At 42.6% G+C, this 15,411-nt stretch carries 14 protein-coding genes; 11 read left to right on the forward strand and 3 right to left on the reverse strand.

Going from position 1 to position 15,411, the window contains the following annotated elements:
• Nucleotides 1-69: 69 nt before the first annotated feature.
• From GFB47_RS01815 to parC, 5 genes are all read left to right on the forward strand, one after another.
• Entirely contained in the window at nt 70-492 is a 423-nt protein-coding gene (locus tag GFB47_RS01815; RefSeq protein WP_153446105.1) for a DUF1249 family protein, read from the forward strand.
• 77 nt (nt 493-569) lie between these two features.
• Nucleotides 570-1,385: a 3',5'-cyclic-AMP phosphodiesterase gene (cpdA, locus tag GFB47_RS01820; protein ID WP_153448106.1), complete on the forward strand. Its 816-nt coding sequence runs from the start codon at nt 570-572 to the stop codon at nt 1,383-1,385.
• Between the two features lie 90 nt (nt 1,386-1,475).
• Nucleotides 1,476-2,045, forward strand: coding sequence for an esterase YqiA (gene yqiA / locus GFB47_RS01825; RefSeq protein WP_153448107.1), 570 nt, complete (start codon nt 1,476-1,478; stop codon nt 2,043-2,045).
• A gap of 121 nt (nt 2,046-2,166) precedes the next feature.
• Complete coding sequence (parE, locus tag GFB47_RS01830; RefSeq protein WP_153446106.1) at nt 2,167-4,053, forward strand: DNA topoisomerase IV subunit B; 1,887 nt, start codon at nt 2,167-2,169, stop codon at nt 4,051-4,053.
• 93 nt (nt 4,054-4,146) lie between these two features.
• Nucleotides 4,147-6,414, forward strand: coding sequence for a DNA topoisomerase IV subunit A (parC, locus tag GFB47_RS01835; protein ID WP_153446108.1), 2,268 nt, complete (start codon nt 4,147-4,149; stop codon nt 6,412-6,414).
• Nucleotides 6,415-6,994: 580 nt separating this feature from the next.
• On the opposite strand, the gene GFB47_RS01845 is transcribed toward parC, so the two are convergent.
• The 3 genes from GFB47_RS01845 to zapG all read right to left on the reverse strand — a co-directional run bounded on the left by GFB47_RS01845 (nt 6,995) and on the right by zapG (nt 9,654).
• Entirely contained in the window at nt 6,995-7,870 is an 876-nt protein-coding gene (locus tag GFB47_RS01845) for a DMT family transporter (RefSeq protein WP_153446110.1), read from the reverse strand.
• A 71-nt stretch (nt 7,871-7,941) separates the two neighbouring features.
• Nucleotides 7,942-9,009 (reverse strand): outer membrane-stress sensor serine endopeptidase DegS, encoded by a 1,068-nt coding sequence (gene degS / locus GFB47_RS01850; RefSeq protein ID WP_153446112.1) that lies wholly within the window; start codon nt 9,007-9,009, stop codon nt 7,942-7,944.
• A gap of 210 nt (nt 9,010-9,219) precedes the next feature.
• Nucleotides 9,220-9,654, reverse strand: a complete 435-nt coding sequence (gene zapG / locus GFB47_RS01855; RefSeq protein WP_153446113.1) for a Z-ring associated protein ZapG — start codon at nt 9,652-9,654, stop codon at nt 9,220-9,222.
• Between the two features lie 228 nt (nt 9,655-9,882).
• Between zapG and zapE the strand changes: the two genes are divergently transcribed.
• The 6 genes from zapE (at nt 9,883) to GFB47_RS01885 (ending at nt 15,334) form a co-directional block, all read left to right on the forward strand.
• Entirely contained in the window at nt 9,883-10,983 is a 1,101-nt protein-coding gene (zapE, locus tag GFB47_RS01860) for a cell division protein ZapE (RefSeq protein ID WP_153446115.1), read from the forward strand.
• A 381-nt stretch (nt 10,984-11,364) separates the two neighbouring features.
• Entirely contained in the window at nt 11,365-11,793 is a 429-nt protein-coding gene (gene rplM, locus GFB47_RS01865) for a 50S ribosomal protein L13 (protein WP_153446117.1), read from the forward strand.
• A 15-nt stretch (nt 11,794-11,808) separates the two neighbouring features.
• Nucleotides 11,809-12,201 (forward strand): 30S ribosomal protein S9, encoded by a 393-nt coding sequence (rpsI, locus tag GFB47_RS01870; protein ID WP_089122251.1) that lies wholly within the window; start codon nt 11,809-11,811, stop codon nt 12,199-12,201.
• Nucleotides 12,202-12,708: 507 nt separating this feature from the next.
• A complete protein-coding gene (gene petA, locus GFB47_RS01875; protein WP_153446119.1) occupies nt 12,709-13,317 on the forward strand; it encodes a ubiquinol-cytochrome c reductase iron-sulfur subunit in 609 nt (202 codons plus the stop codon).
• Nucleotides 13,317-14,585 carry a cytochrome b gene (locus GFB47_RS01880; protein ID WP_153446121.1) on the forward strand — a complete coding sequence of 423 codons (1,269 nt, stop codon included), beginning with the start codon at nt 13,317-13,319 and terminating at the stop codon, nt 14,583-14,585. The genes petA and GFB47_RS01880 overlap by 1 nt, the downstream gene beginning before the upstream one ends.
• Nucleotides 14,582-15,334: a cytochrome c1 gene (locus GFB47_RS01885; RefSeq protein ID WP_153446123.1), complete on the forward strand. Its 753-nt coding sequence runs from the start codon at nt 14,582-14,584 to the stop codon at nt 15,332-15,334. Before GFB47_RS01880 ends, GFB47_RS01885 begins: the two co-directional genes overlap by 4 nt.
• Nucleotides 15,335-15,411: the final 77 nt, after the last annotated feature.

Raw genomic sequence — 15,411 nt, forward strand, 5'->3', positions numbered from 1 at the left:
GGTTGAAAATTCAGCTTTGTTGGCTACGTTCGTTTCCTTTAATGAATTTGAGTGTTTTAAAGAGACAAAATGCAAAAACCTTATCATGTTGATCTAGCTGGCTTAATGCGGGTTTATGAAACCAATTATGCCAAAATGAACGCCTTGATCCCACACGATCCCGATGTGGGCGAAACCCGTTCGTATCAAGTTTCTCAAATGGCTTATCAACTTGAAGTAAAAGAAGTAACGCGCTACACCACCTTGGTTGATGTATTCCAATGTGATGTCCGCCCAGTATTTCCTCTTCCACGTATGCAGGTACGCCTTTACCATGATGCTCGTGTTGCGGAAGTGTGTGCTAGTGAGCAGATTTCGCGAGTGCAAGCAAGGTATGATTACCCGAATAAAAACATGATGCAAAAAGATGAAAAATTCCAACTCAATCAATTTTTGGGTGAATGGCTCACTTTTTGCTTGAGACATGGGATTACCCGAGCCCCAATCTACTAACCAAGTGCTGATTTATTAACTAAGGTATGCTTAGCAAGTTAAGACAGACTATATAAGAGTTTAACGCATTGAATAACATTGAAACTATCAGCACTACGCAAGATGTAGTGACCTTTGTACAAATCACTGACACCCATCTTTTTTCTGATGAAAAAGGCGCGTTGTTAGGGGTGAATACATTCGATAGCTTTACTGCAATCGTGCAAGACATTCAAACTCAAGACATTGCTTGTCAAGCTTTGTTAATGACAGGGGATGTGTCGCAAGATCATAGTGATGGATCCTATCAACGTTTTGAGCAAGGCATCCAACCGCTGAATAAAGATTGCTATTGGTTGCCTGGTAATCATGACTATAAGCCTAGCATGAGCAGCATCTATCCTTCGGCGCAAATTAAACAAGCAACCCATCTTCTTGCAGGTGAGCATTGGCAAGTCATTCTGCTCGACAGCCAAGTAGAAGGGTGTCCTTATGGCGAATTATCAGCGCAGCAATTAGAGTATCTGGCGCAAAAACTGGCCGAATACCCACAACGTTATAGCTTAATTTTAATGCACCATCACCCAAAATTGGTGGGCAGTGAATGGCTAGATAAACATTGTTTGCATAATAGCGAGCAGTTTTGGCAAGTCGTCGCGCCACATTCTAATGCTAAAGCAGTGTTGTGTGGCCATGTCCATCAAGATTTTCATCAGCAGCACAATGGAATGGAAGTGATCACCAGTCCTTCTAGTTGTGTGCAATTTAAACCCAATTCTAATGAGTTTGCGGTGGATAAAATCGCACCAGGTTGGCGGTCGCTTTCATTACTGCCTAATGGTGATATTGAAACTCAAGTTTACCGTCTATCCGGAACCGATTTCCTACCAGACTTTGATGCAGAAGGGTATTGAGCTCGAATTTATCAGCTAGAATAAACGCGGATTATATATTCAAGTTTGACTAGTATCTATTTCGAGGAGTTGTCCGTGTCTAAACCTTCCATGCTTTTGTATCTCCATGGTTTTAATAGTTCCCCTCTGTCCTTAAAAGCCAATATCATGCAAAGCTACTGTCAGCAGCATCGACCTGATATCAAGCTTGTGATCCCACAGTTACCTAATTTTCCAGCCCAAGCGGCAGAATACCTATCAAATTTGGTACAGCAATATTCAAGCGAATATCAAATAGGTTTAGTGGGTAGTTCACTGGGTGGATATTTATCGACGTGGTTAAACCATCACTACGGTTTTCGCGCGGTTGTGGTCAACCCTGCAGTGCGTCCTTATGAATTGTTGAGCGGATTTTTAGGGCCGCAAGTGAACCCTTACACCCAACAAAACTATGTGTTGGAAGCAAAGCATATTCAAGAATTGAAAGCCTTAGAGATTGAGGTGTTATCATCAGCGCAAGATTTTTGGGTGTTACTGCAAACCCAAGATGAAGTGTTAGATTACCAGCAAGCAGTCACTAAATACGTTAGCAGTAAAGTTACCGTTGAAGAGGGAGGCGATCACAGTTTTGTTGATTTTGAACGCTACCCTGAGCAAATAATCAAATTCTTACAGCTTTAAGTTACCTTGGTAAGAGCCTCCGCCAGTAAGACGAGTGTAGTCTTCTGATTGAACTCGTTGTAAGCTAACCATTCCGCAATGTTGAATTGCCACTATTTATCTAGAGTAATGCTTTTTTATTATGACTGAACAATATAATGCAGGTGCGATAGAAGTACTTAATGGGCTTGAGCCGGTACGCCGCCGCCCTGGAATGTACACTGATACCGTACGCCCAAACCATTTAGCGCAAGAAGTGATCGATAACAGTGTCGATGAAGCCTTAGCGGGTCATGCTTCTAAAGTTCAAGTGATTTTACACCCCGATCAATCTATTGAAGTGATGGATGATGGTCGCGGCATGCCAGTGGATATTCACCCAGAAGAGAAAATCTCGGGTGTTGAGCTGATTTTTTGTAAGCTGCATGCGGGTGGTAAATTTTCTAATAAGAACTATCAATTCTCTGGCGGTTTGCACGGGGTGGGTATTTCGGTGGTTAACGCCTTATCAAAATGCGTTGAAGTCACGATTAAGCGCGATGGTCAAGTGTATGAGATTGCGTTCGAGCATGGCAATAAAGTGTCAGAGCTTGAAGTCACCGGAACTTGTGGTCGTCGTAATACCGGCACCAGCGTTCATTTTTGGCCAGACGCCTCTTACTTTGATTCGGGCAAATTTTCGGTCAGTCGCTTAATCAATAATCTGCGCGCCAAAGCGGTATTATGTCCAGGACTTGATGTCGAATTTATCGATAAAGTGAATGATAAAACGCATCAATGGCATTATGAAGATGGTCTAAAAGATTATCTTATGGAAGGGGTTAAGGGGTATACCCTACTGCCTGAACAACCATTTACTGGTGTATTTAGCGCCCAAACGGAAGCGGCGGATTGGGCGATCATTTGGCTGCCAGAAGGTGGCGAACTGATCACTGAAAGTTACGTTAACTTGATCCCAACCGCGCAAGGCGGAACGCACGTTAATGGTTTACGCCAAGGTTTGCTGGATGCGATGCGTGAGTTTTGTGAATTCCGTAATTTATTGCCGCGTGGCGTTAAGCTAACCGGTGATGATGTGTTTGACCGTTGTGCTTATGTACTGTCGGTTAAGATGCAAGACCCACAATTTGCAGGGCAAACCAAAGAACGTTTATCGTCTCGTCAATGCGCCGCTTTTGTGTCTGGCGTGGTTAAAGATGCCTTTAGTTTGTGGCTCAATGAAAAACCACAAATTGCTGAATTATTAGCTGAAGCTTGTATTGCCAGTGCTCACCGCCGCATGCGAGCCAGCAAAAAAGTAGTGCGTAAGAAAATAGCATCCGGCCCCGCGCTACCAGGGAAATTAACCGATTGTACGGTGCAAGATCTTAGCCGCACCGAACTTTTCTTAGTGGAAGGGGACTCGGCAGGCGGCTCTGCTAAGCAAGCGCGTGATCGAGAGTTCCAAGCTATCATGCCTTTGCGTGGTAAGATTCTAAACACTTGGGAAGTCTCTTCCGATCAAGTGTTGGCTTCCGATGAAGTGCATAATATTTCGATAGCTCTTGGCATTGATCCGGATACCGATAATCTTGATGGTTTACGCTACGGTAAAATTTGTATCCTTGCCGATGCCGACTCTGATGGTCTGCATATTGCCACCTTATTGTGTGCATTGTTTATGCGTCATTTTGAATCTTTAGTCCGCGCAGGCCATGTCTATGTAGCGATGCCGCCACTGTTTCGTATTGATTGCGGTAAAGAAGTCTTTTACGCACTGGATGAAAGTGAAAAAGATGGCATCTTAGATCGCTTAAGCAGCAAAAAAGCAAAAATTAACGTGCAACGATTTAAAGGACTGGGCGAAATGAACCCACTTCAATTGCGTGAAACCACTATGGATCCTAATACTCGTCGCTTAGTGCAACTGACCATCGATGATGATCAACAAACGATGGAAATGATGGACATGTTATTAGGTAAAAAACGCGCTGAAGACCGCCGTGCTTGGTTGCAAGCGTATGGCGATAAAGCTGACGTTGAGCTTTAAGCTTTTCAAAAAAACAGCTTTTAGAATAGATAACTCGCTAAAACAGATAAGTCGCTAGAATAAATAAGCGGTTAGAATAAACAAGGTTAATTAATGAGTTCTGAAATCACATTTGACGGCGTTGAACAGTTAACGTTACGTAAATTCACCGAAGATGCGTACTTAAACTATTCAATGTACGTGATCATGGATCGTGCCCTGCCGTATGTCGGGGATGGTTTAAAACCGGTGCAACGTCGTATTATTTATGCGATGTCTGAGTTAGGTTTATCGGCTGCCTCAAAATACAAAAAATCGGCTCGTACTGTCGGTGATGTATTAGGTAAATACCATCCACATGGTGACTCCGCTTGTTACGAAGCGATGGTGTTAATGGCGCAACCTTTCTCTTACCGTTACCCATTAGTGGATGGTCAAGGAAACTGGGGTGCGCCAGATGATCCTAAATCATTTGCAGCGATGCGTTATACCGAAGCAAAACTGTCTAAATTTGCCGAAGTATTATTAGGTGAATTAGGCCAAGGCACGGTGGAATGGTCGCCAAACTTTGATGGCACTATGAAAGAGCCAAAAATGTTACCGGCGCGCCTTCCTCATATTTTGCTTAATGGTATTACCGGTATTGCGGTGGGGATGGCAACCGATATTCCGCCGCATAACGTACGTGAAATAGCTGGCGCAACGGTACATTTACTCGATAATCCTAAAGCAGAATTATCCGAAGTCATGGAGTTTGTAAAAGGTCCTGATTACCCAACTGAAGCGGAAATTATTTCGCCGCCAAGTGATATCGAAAAAATGTATCGCACCGGTCGTGGCAGCATTAAAATGCGCGCGGTGTGGCACAAAGAAGCCAGTGATATTGTGATTACTTCACTGCCTCATCAAGTCTCAGGCGCGAAATTACTAGAACAAATTGCCAACCAAATGCGCGCTAAAAAGCTGCCAATGGTGGACGATTTACGCGATGAATCGGATCACGAAAACCCAACTCGTATTGTGATCGTGCCGCGTTCTAATCGCGTTGATTGCGATCAGTTGATGAACCACTTGTTTGCTTCGACCGATCTTGAGAAGAACTTCCGCGTCAATCTTAATATGATTGGTACCGATAATCGCCCTGAAGTCAAAGGCTTGATTAAGATCTTGCAAGAGTGGATTGATTTTCGTCGTATGACGGTGCGTCGTCGTTTGCAATACCGTTTAGATAAAATCTTAGATCGCTTGCATATCTTAGAAGGTTTGTTGGTTGCGTATCTTAATCTCGATGAAGTGATTGAAATCATTCGTCGTGAAGATGAGCCTAAAGAAGTATTAATGGCGCGCTTTGGCATTAGTGAAATTCAAGCTAATGCGATTTTAGATACTCGTTTACGTAATCTTGCTAAGTTAGAAGAAATGAAATTACGCGGCGAGCAAGATGAGCTTGAAAAAGAACGTCAAAAACTTGAGTTATTGCTGGGCTCTGATCGTCGTTTAAATACCTTGATCAAAAAAGAGATTCAAGCCGATGCTGAAAAATACGGAGATGATCGTCGCTCTCCATTGATTGAACGCGCCGAAGCTAAAGCATTAACCGAGCGTGATTTGATCCCAAGTGAGCCGATCACGGTAGTGTTGTCGGAGAAAGGTTGGATCCGTCATGCCAAAGGGCACGATGTTGATGCTTCAACGTTAAACTACAAATCTGGCGATGGCTATTTAGCCCAAGCGCATGGTAAGAGTAATCAACCGGCGGTATTCCTAGGAACCGATGGGCGCAGTTATTCGCTCGAATCGCATTCATTGCCTTCGGCGCGCAGCCAAGGTGAACCTATTACTGGGCGTTTAAATATAAATGCGGGCACCAGTGTTAGCCAAGTGATCATGGGTGAAGAAGAGCAACTGTGGTTAGTTGCCTCGGATGCCGGTTATGGTTTTGTGTGTAAAGGCGGGGATTTACTGTCGAAAAACCGTAGCGGTAAAGCCTTGATTAATCTACCTCAAGCGGCTGAAGTATTACCACCGAGTCAGGTTTCCAACCTTGAGCAAGATGAGATCTTAGTGATCACCAATGAAGGTCGAATGTTATTATTCCCAATTAAAGATTTACCGCAATTGGGTAAAGGTAAAGGCAATAAGATCATCAATATTCCTTCGGCCAAAGCCAAGGCGCGTGAAGAGTTTGTCACTCAGCTTATCTCGATCCCTTATGGCGTGACGGTAACCTTGTATGCGGGTAAACGTAAACTAGGTTTGAAACCGATTGATTTGGATAATTTCCGCGGAGAACGGGGTCGTCGTGGGGCGAAACTGCCACGTGGATTACAACGTGTTACTCGGATTGAAGTCGAGAATAATGATAAAGGCAGTGAAGAGTAATATTTCACTTTCATTATCGAGTATTTTAAAAACCAGCATTTGTTGCTGGTTTTTTTATGCTTGTTAACTGAGTTGTATAAAGATGTATTCGTTTGCGTTCTCAAGTTAGCGTTTTTCAATGTAAGTAATGTTTGTAACTAGAGCAACAGGAGATCTTGATGACGAAACTATATTGCCCAATAGGACAATATGCAGCCAAATTCATTGCTAACAGAGAGAGTATTCTCTCATTAAGGTTGAACTCATGGCTTATTTACACTTTTTGTTTGGTTTAATTGTGGTATGCGGCATGGCATTTTTTGCTAGTTTGCTGGTGCGGTAAAAGGTGTGAATGAAGAGAAAGGCAATATGGTGGCTAAGTTTGGTTTACGTTTATTGTACGGCGCAACATTAGTCAGTATTTTATCAGCCATGATTGCTAATGTGGTGATGCAATAATATTTTGATTTGATTTGATTTGATTTGATTTGATTTGATTTGATTTGATTTGATTTGATTTGATTTGATTTGATTTGATTTGATGTTGCGGTGTTCTCACCGCAACATTTATTATTTTAACCCCATTCTATTGAGCTTGTTATTAGCTCCACATCACTAAAATCGCGGCGACAGCGACTAAAGTTAATCCGACGCCATCTTTAATGGCGACCTTTTGTTTTAGCCATAAAAATGAAATCAGCATGGTGAAAAATATCTCGACTTGTCCCAAGGTTTTGACATAAGGAACCGCCTGTAAAGACATTGCGCTAAACCACCCAATCGAACCTAAGCAACTGGCAATACTGGTGAGTAGTGTCAGTTTCGGGCGTTGCCACAATGCGTTAAGCGTACTCGGATCAGTAGAACCGATATAGATAAGCAAGATGATGGTTTGCAAGCTTATCACCAAAAACAACACCCATGCGGCGTCATAGGGAAACGGCAAATGCAGCGCCAAACTGGCTTCTCTTACCCATAGTGAGGTTAATGCAAACGCACAACCACAAGCAAGGCCAAGTAAAACGGTTTTTATCGACAGGCTCTTTATACCGCTGCTGGTACTCAATAGAAAAATGCCAACCCCACCAATAAACACCCCTGTCCATCCTAATAACGTTAAACTGGTACCAAAAAAGGCGACCCCTAAAATGGCGGCGGCTAAAGCTTCACTTTTGGCCAGCCCGGCACCAATAGCGTAATTATTTTGCTTAAACAGTAATACCATTAAGGCAGTTGCTAGGATCTGCATTAATGATGCGGCAATAATATAGCTGAGAAAGATCGGGTTAAATTCGGGTAATGCTGCCGGTTGATAAAGATAAAGCGAGCTTAAATAAATGGCAGCGATAGGACTTGCCCATAAAAAGCGGGCGAGGGTAACGCCTAAGGTTTTGACTTCAGAAGATAACCGGCTTTGAAAAGCGTTGCGCCAAGATTGCATAAAAGCGGCGAAAACGGTAAATGCAATCCATGTCATCTAAATGCCTGCTAAATCTGTTTATAAGGAGGCTCCACCATGAGTGTGATGGAGGCAGGGAAAGAGTTACATTAATCTCTAGGATCTTCACCGACCGTTAACGGTAATTTAAGTGGTTTACCATCTCGTAATATATCTAATTCAATATGAGTACCTGGGCGCAGTTCGGTTATCAGTTCCATCAGGCTTTGGCTATTGACCACTTTCTTATTATTAATACTGACGATGATATCTTTTTCTTTTAAACCGGCATCTGCGGCGGGACCTGAAGGGGACACTTTCAGTACGATAATACCGTTCGTATGTTCTACCCCAAGTAAGCGTGCCGCGACGGCATTCATATCTTGACCATCGATACCAATATAACCACGGATCACACGGCCATCGGCAATAATTTTGGTCATAATTTTATTGGCTAAGGCGTAAGGGATGGCAAAGGAAATACCATAGGTCTCTAGATCGGTGGCTTGTTGGAAAGAGGCGGTATTAATGCCCACTAATTCACCACGAGTATTCACAAGCGCTCCACCAGAATTGCCTTTGTTAATTGCAGCATCGGTCTGAATAAAGGCTTGGCGACCATCGGTGCTGACCGACGAGCGACCAATGGCTGAAATAATCCCAAATGTGGTGGTTTGACCAAGGTTATACGGGTTACCAATTGCCAGCACAATATCGCCAATCTTAGCTTTATAGTTTGGATTTTGTGGGATAACTGGAAGGTTAGTCATATCCACTTTCAGCACGGCTATATCGGTTTGTTTATCTAAACCAACCAATTGGGCATTGGAGACTCGGCCATCTTGCAGCGCAACCACGATTTGATCAGCTTTCGCCACCACATGGTAATTGGTAATAATATAGCCTTTGTCACTGACAATAACGCCAGACCCTAGACCTTGGGTTTTTAATTTTAAGTGATCGCCTTGGACATATTGGCGGCTATAAATATTCGCTACCGCAGGACCGGCGCGGTGCACCGCATGGCTAAAAGAGACATTAACCGCATCAATGGTTTCAACGTCAGGTTGTTTATTGAATAAATTAGGTAGATTTGGACGCAGTGAGGGAACCGCTAATAATAAAATGATGGCAGTTGCTAGGCCAATAAGAATAGGTCGCAGCAAAAATTTTAGCATGTAGCCCTCGGGTATCAGAGATTTGGAAAGAACAAAAACAGGCAATATAGAGTTAAAGAATAACATTGGATTGAAAACAAAGAAAAGAGAAGTTTACGGAGAAACTTCTCTTTTCTACTGTGTGGGTAAGGGGATGAATCGCTTAGATTAATCAACGGCCCATTTTATTGGTACTAAGGCGGTTACTTTATCTTTTCAACTTTTAGTCAATTAGGATGCCTTTTCTAAGTGTGGCGATTGTAGTACCGCTTTTTTCTGCTCTTTCAACACACCGGTTGCGCCATTAGCATAGTCTTTTGGTTGCACATCACTGATTTCATCAGCTTTAGTGTCACTTGTTTCTTCCGTTGATTGAGAAATAAATGGACTGTCTTGTTGTGGCACATTGGGCAGCAAGTCGGTTGAGGTTTGCGCCATGTGTTGATAAAGCTTAGTGTAGCTTTTGCCTAGTGTATCGAGCATGTCAGCCGCACTAGAGAAGTGATCGGATAGCTCTTGGCGATGCTGCTCTAATTCGAATTTAGCGGCCTCTAGCTCTTTTTGTAATTGCTTATGTTTTTTGTATTCAGGTGTCATTAGGCGGGCAATAATAATGCCGATGATAAGACCTGCCAGTAAGCCTATTGCAGCGTAAAGAAAATCCATACAAGTTCCTTATTGTTGTTTTTTAACATGTTTGTTACAAGCTTGTTATGCATGTTGTGATTACATGGTACTATGACATTTCAGCTTGATAAAGCAAAAGCTGCCCCTAAAAACCGCCAACATGATCTTAGACATTCGAGCGGTTGATTCGCAATAGTCGTTGAATAGCTAATTGGTTGAGAATAACGAATTAGTCATGGATAACAAGCTAGTGGTTGAATGAATATAATGACGCCAAAACAAAAATACCAATACGATCTTGAGCATTGTGGCTATCAACACGACTCCGCTCAGCAATTTGCCGTCGACAAACTGGATGTTTTATATCACCAGTTACTAGAGTATGTATCGAGCCCAGTTAAAAAGCCCAACTTTTTTGCAAAAATCTTAGGTCAAGCGCCTAAGGTATTGCCACCGCAAGGTTTATATTTTTGGGGTGGCGTTGGGCGCGGCAAAACCTATTTAATGGATTTGTTTTTTGATGCGCTGCCACACTCTAAAAAGTCACGCATGCATTTTCACCGCTTTATGTTACGTGTGCATGACGAACTCGGCAGTTTGCAAAACACTAGCGATCCATTAGAAGTGGTTGCCGATCGATTAAAACAAGAAGCCGATATTATTTGTTTTGATGAGTTTTTCGTGTCCGATATTACCGATGCGATGATTTTAGGTACGCTATTTCAAGCATTATTCGCTCGTAATATGGTTTTGGTGGCCACGTCGAATATTCCGCCCAAAGATTTATATCGTAATGGTTTGCAACGAGCGCGCTTCTTACCCGCGATTGAGTTGATTGAAAAAAACTGTATAGAAGTGAATGTAGATAGTGGGGTCGATTACCGTTTAAGAACCTTACAACAAGCTGAGATCTATCATTACCCGCTAGATAACCAAGCGGCGCATAACCTGAATCATTATTATTTGCAGTTAAGTCGAGATGAATGTCAGCAAGTGCAAAGTATCGAGGTTAATCATCGCAATATTGAGGTGATGGGTGTGTGTGATGGCGTGTTATTGATTAGCTTTGAGCAATTGTGTGAAAGCGCGCGTAGCCAATCAGATTATATTGAAATCTCTCGTCTGTATCACACTGTATTAGTAGCAGGGGTTAAGCAAATGAGTCGCAACAATGATGATGCAGCTCGGCGCTTTATCGCGATGGTGGATGAGTTTTATGATCGCAATGTTACCTTGATTATTTCTGCTGAAGTTAAGCTTGAAGATTTATATTTACAAGGTCAGTTAGAATTTGAATTCCGCCGCTGTCAATCTCGTCTGGTTGAGATGCAGAGCGTCGATTATCTTGCAAATGAGCATTTGTCCTAAATTTAACGCTTGGGCCTTATCCATTGTTAGCCTGATTGGGGAGATCTGTGGATGTGAATATACGCAAAAACAGAATAAATACAGCCTTGAGCACTAGAAAGTGGCCCTTTTAAGGTTTTTTTACTGCGAAGTTAAAAAAAAAACCTTTTTTGGAGAAAATAGATGCTTTTTAGCTCACACTTCTCTATAATCTTGCGACCCACCGTTACTGCAGGCGTAATTGTTCCTCTTTTTTAAAAAAGAGCAGCGCTATGCCGAGAGCACCAACGACTCGAAGGGGTGATGAATGGGACTCTTAGACAGTGGGAATAAGCTTCTCTTTTATAAGAGTTAAACTTGTTCCTTAAACTATGAATTTTAATTAAACGGGTATTTATTAGCATGAAAACTTTCGTTGCTAAACCAGAAACTGTAAAACGTGACTGGTATGTTGTAGACGCTGAAGGTAAAACTCTTGGCCGTCTAGCAAGTGAAATTGCATCTCGCCTACGTGGCAAACATAAAGCTGAGTACACTCCTCACGTTGATACTGGTGATTACATCATCGTTGTAAACGCTGAGAAAGTAGCTGTTACAGGTAACAAAGCGAAGGGTAAAATCTATTACCGTCACACTGAGTTCCCTGGTGGTCTAAAATCAATCTCTTTTGAAAAGTTGATTGATCACAAACCAGAAATGGCAATTGAACTAGCTGTTAAAGGTATGCTACCACGTGGTCCTCTTGGCCGTGCTATGTACCGTAAGCTAAAAGTTTACGCTGGCGCTGAGCACAACCATGTTGCTCAACAACCACAAGTACTAGACATCTAATCGAGGATTATCGAAATGGCAGAGAATCAATACTACGGCACTGGCCGTCGCAAAAGCTCAGCTGCTCGTGTTTTCATTAAACCAGGCAGCGGCAACATCGTAATCAACAAACGTGATCTAGACACCTACTTCGGTCGTCCAACTTCACGTATGGTTGTTAAACAACCTCTTGAACTAGTTGATATGGTTGAGAAACTTGACCTATACATCACTGTTAAAGGTGGTGGTATTTCTGGTCAAGCTGGTGCGATCCGTCACGGTATCACACGTGCTCTAATGGAATACGATGAAACTCTACGTCCTGCACTACGCGCAGCTGGCTACGTTACTCGCGACGCACGTTGCGTTGAACGTAAGAAAGTTGGTCTTCGTAAAGCACGTCGTAAACCACAATTCTCTAAGCGTTAATTTTCTCTACAGAGTTTTCTCTGTATTGCAAAATCAACGTCACCAGTTTTCTGGTGTGTGGTTTCAAAAGCTCGGCTTCGGTCGGGCTTTTTTGTGCCTGTAATATCTCCTTTTCTCAAGCGACCAAGGACGGAACAGCGTCTTTTCGACGTATTCAAATTGAGAAAATATTAAATGGAATTGGTATTATTCTTCTTATAACGGCCTTAAGTTTTCTGGCTTGTTCTCTTTGCTTTCCCTCCCATTTTTGCTTTCTTATTCCAGCTTAATCACGCTTTTGTGAGTTCACAAACAAATATGCTTCATAAATGTTACGAAAAAGTAGCTTACTCTTGTCTATAAGTCGCTATTTCTTTATCATTTAGCAAGATAGTGCATGCATTGACGTATACAAAATAAAAAAAATGCATGTTAATTACTTTAATTATAGAAATATTAAGAATACTAGGGATTTGGTATTTCTTTTGTATTTATTAAATGAATACAGTTTAAGTGGGAGAATGTTGGATGAGCAATGCGCCTATTAATAATGGCCGTCGGCGCTTTTTGACTGCCACAACAGCAGTTGTTGGTGGGATTGGAGCGGTGGCAGTAGCGGTGCCTTTTATTAAATCTTGGAACCCAAGTGAAAGAGCAAAAGCTGCTGGTGCCCCTGTCGAAGTGGATATCGGCAAACTAGAAGAAGGACAACTCGTTAGAGTAGAATGGCGAGGCAAACCTGTATGGGTAGTGCGCCGTTCTAAAGCAACGTTAGATGAATTGAATTCACTTAACGATAAACTGCGCGATCCAAGTTCGGAACAAGAACAGCAACCTGAATATGCGCATAACGCTTATCGCTCCATTAAACCTGAATATTTTGTTGCTGTTGGGATCTGTACTCACCTTGGTTGTTCACCCACTTATTTACCTGACTCTTTCAGTGAACAAGTCCAAGGCGTTTCATCTGGTTTCTTTTGCCCATGTCATGGCTCAAAATTTGATTTGGCCGGACGGGTATTCCAAGGCGTTCCAGCACCACTAAATTTAGTGGTGCCAGAGCATGGATACCTGACTGATACTCGCATCATTATTGGTGAAGCGGTTGATGCTGGCAACCAGAAAGGAGACGCTTAATGCAAGGTTTATTAGATTGGGTAGAAAAACGTCTACCTGTGATGGATGCGTATAAAAAGCATTTATCTGAATACCCTATGCCGAAGAACTTCAACTTTTGGTACATTTTTGGTTCTCTGGCGATGCTGGTGTTGGTTAATCAGATCTTAACTGGGATCTGGCTCACCATGAACTACGTACCTTCTGGCGAGGGAGCGTTCGCCTCGGTTGAATACATCATGCGTGATGTTGAATACGGTTGGTTACTGCGCTACATGCACTCCACTGGTGCGTCAGCATTCTTTGTTGTGGTTTATCTGCACATGTTCCGTGGCCTTATTTATGGTTCATACCAAAAACCGCGTGAGTTATTGTGGATCTTCGGTATGTTGATCTTCTTGGTCTTAATGGCCGAAGCTTTTATGGGCTACTTACTACCTTGGGGGCAAATGTCTTACTGGGGCGCGCAGGTTATCATCTCGCTATTTGGGGCGATCCCTGTGATTGGTGATGATCTTACTCTTTGGATCCGTGGTGATTATGTTATCTCTGGTGCAACCCTAAACCGTTTCTTTGCTCTGCATGTTATTGCACTGCCGATTGTGTTGTTGTTATTGGTGGTGTTACACGTTCTTGCATTGCATGAAGTGGGTTCGAATAACCCTGATGGTATTGATACTAAAATACCAAAAGGTCCGGATGATAAAGGTGATCACACCACCCAGTTCAAATTCCATAAACAATACACCTCTAAATATAATATTAGAGATTCGATCCCGTTCCATCCGTATGGCACGGTAAAAGATATGGTGGGTATCGCCGGCTTCTTTATCTTCTTTAGTTATGTGTTGTTCTTTAACCCAGAGATGGGCGGTTATTTCCTTGAACCACCTAACTTTGAAGCAGCGAATCCATTGAAAACACCAGAGCATATTGCACCAGTGTGGTACTTCACTCCGTTCTACGCCATTTTGCGTGCGGTACCCGATAAGCTATTAGGTGTGGCCGCGATGGGGGCATCAATATTGTTCTTATTCTTACTGCCATGGTTTGATCGTTGTAAAGTACGCTCGTTCCGTTACCGTAGTAAATGGCATCTGATCAATATTATTCAGTTCACTATTTGTTTTGTGGCACTTGGAATTCTGGGAACCTTACCGGCGACTGCTCTATATACACTATTGGCGCAGATAACCAGTTTAGGTTATTTCATGTTCTTCATTTTATTGTTTGTTTACAGTAAAAATGAAGCAACCAAACCATTACCAGAAAGGGTGACATTCAAATGAAAAAGTGGATTGTAGGGGCTTTTGCTCTAATTTTATCTGCCTTGTTACCATTATCGGTAATGGCAGCGGGTGGCAATGTTCATCTTGATAAAGCCAATAATGACTTAACCGATCAAGCTTCGTTGCAACGTGGTGCGCAAACCTTTATGAGTTACTGTTCGGGTTGTCACTCGACTCAGTACCAGCGTTATCAACGCGTGGCGACAGATTTAGGTATTCCTGAAGATTTAATGAAGGAAAACCTCATGTTTGATCCTAATGCAAAAATTGGCGATCTGATGACCAATTCGATCCCAGAAGATGCGGCTGCTAAATGGTTTGGTGCGCCGCCACCGGATCTCACTTTAGTGGCGCGAGTGCGTGGTGTTGATTGGTTATATACTTATTTACGCTCGTTTTACGCTGATCCTAATCGTCCATTTGGGGTGAATAATATCACCTTCCCTAATGTCGGGATGCCGCATGTGTTAGAAGGCTTGCAAGGGATCCCTGAGCCGGTTTATGCGACCCATACCGTTGATGGTAAAGAGCATAAAGTGGTTGAGTCTACCCGAGTGGATAAAATGGGCGAATTGACAACGAAAGAGTACGATCAAACGGTACGCGATTTAGTGAACTTTTTAGAGTACTCGGGCGATCCGGTTAAATTGGAGCGTCACGCACTGGGTTGGTGGGTTATGGCCTTTTTAGCCTTGTTTACTATTATTGTCATATTACTGAAGAAAGAGTACTGGCGTGATGTGCATTAATTAGCAGAGTACATTAACGAGTGTTCCGATGCGGTTGAGCAAAGTACTTAAGCTAACCCCATTGGATATTGTAAATT

It is taken from the genome of Vibrio algicola, assembly GCF_009601765.2.
In the GTDB taxonomy this organism is placed as follows: domain Bacteria; phylum Pseudomonadota; class Gammaproteobacteria; order Enterobacterales; family Vibrionaceae; genus Vibrio; species Vibrio algicola.

What these genes read in the sequence shown, in the direction of transcription:
- GFB47_RS01815 (WP_153446105.1), top strand. Translation starts at nt 70, where the DNA reads ATGCAAAAACCTTATCATGTTGATCTAGCTGGCTTAATGCGGGTTTAT.
- yqiA (WP_153448107.1), top strand. Translation starts at nt 1,476, where the DNA reads ATGCTTTTGTATCTCCATGGTTTTAATAGTTCCCCTCTGTCCTTAAAA.
- parE (WP_153446106.1), top strand. Translation starts at nt 2,167, where the DNA reads ATGACTGAACAATATAATGCAGGTGCGATAGAAGTACTTAATGGGCTT.
- parC (WP_153446108.1), top strand. Translation starts at nt 4,147, where the DNA reads ATGAGTTCTGAAATCACATTTGACGGCGTTGAACAGTTAACGTTACGT.
- GFB47_RS01845 (WP_153446110.1), bottom strand. Translation starts at nt 7,870, where the DNA reads ATGACATGGATTGCATTTACCGTTTTCGCCGCTTTTATGCAATCTTGG.
- degS (WP_153446112.1), bottom strand. Translation starts at nt 9,009, where the DNA reads ATGCTAAAATTTTTGCTGCGACCTATTCTTATTGGCCTAGCAACTGCC.
- zapG (WP_153446113.1), bottom strand. Translation starts at nt 9,654, where the DNA reads ATGGATTTTCTTTACGCTGCAATAGGCTTACTGGCAGGTCTTATCATC.
- zapE (WP_153446115.1), top strand. Translation starts at nt 9,883, where the DNA reads ATGACGCCAAAACAAAAATACCAATACGATCTTGAGCATTGTGGCTAT.
- rplM (WP_153446117.1), top strand. Translation starts at nt 11,365, where the DNA reads ATGAAAACTTTCGTTGCTAAACCAGAAACTGTAAAACGTGACTGGTAT.
- rpsI (WP_089122251.1), top strand. Translation starts at nt 11,809, where the DNA reads ATGGCAGAGAATCAATACTACGGCACTGGCCGTCGCAAAAGCTCAGCT.
- petA (WP_153446119.1), top strand. Translation starts at nt 12,709, where the DNA reads ATGAGCAATGCGCCTATTAATAATGGCCGTCGGCGCTTTTTGACTGCC.
- GFB47_RS01880 (WP_153446121.1), top strand. Translation starts at nt 13,317, where the DNA reads ATGCAAGGTTTATTAGATTGGGTAGAAAAACGTCTACCTGTGATGGAT.
- GFB47_RS01885 (WP_153446123.1), top strand. Translation starts at nt 14,582, where the DNA reads ATGAAAAAGTGGATTGTAGGGGCTTTTGCTCTAATTTTATCTGCCTTG.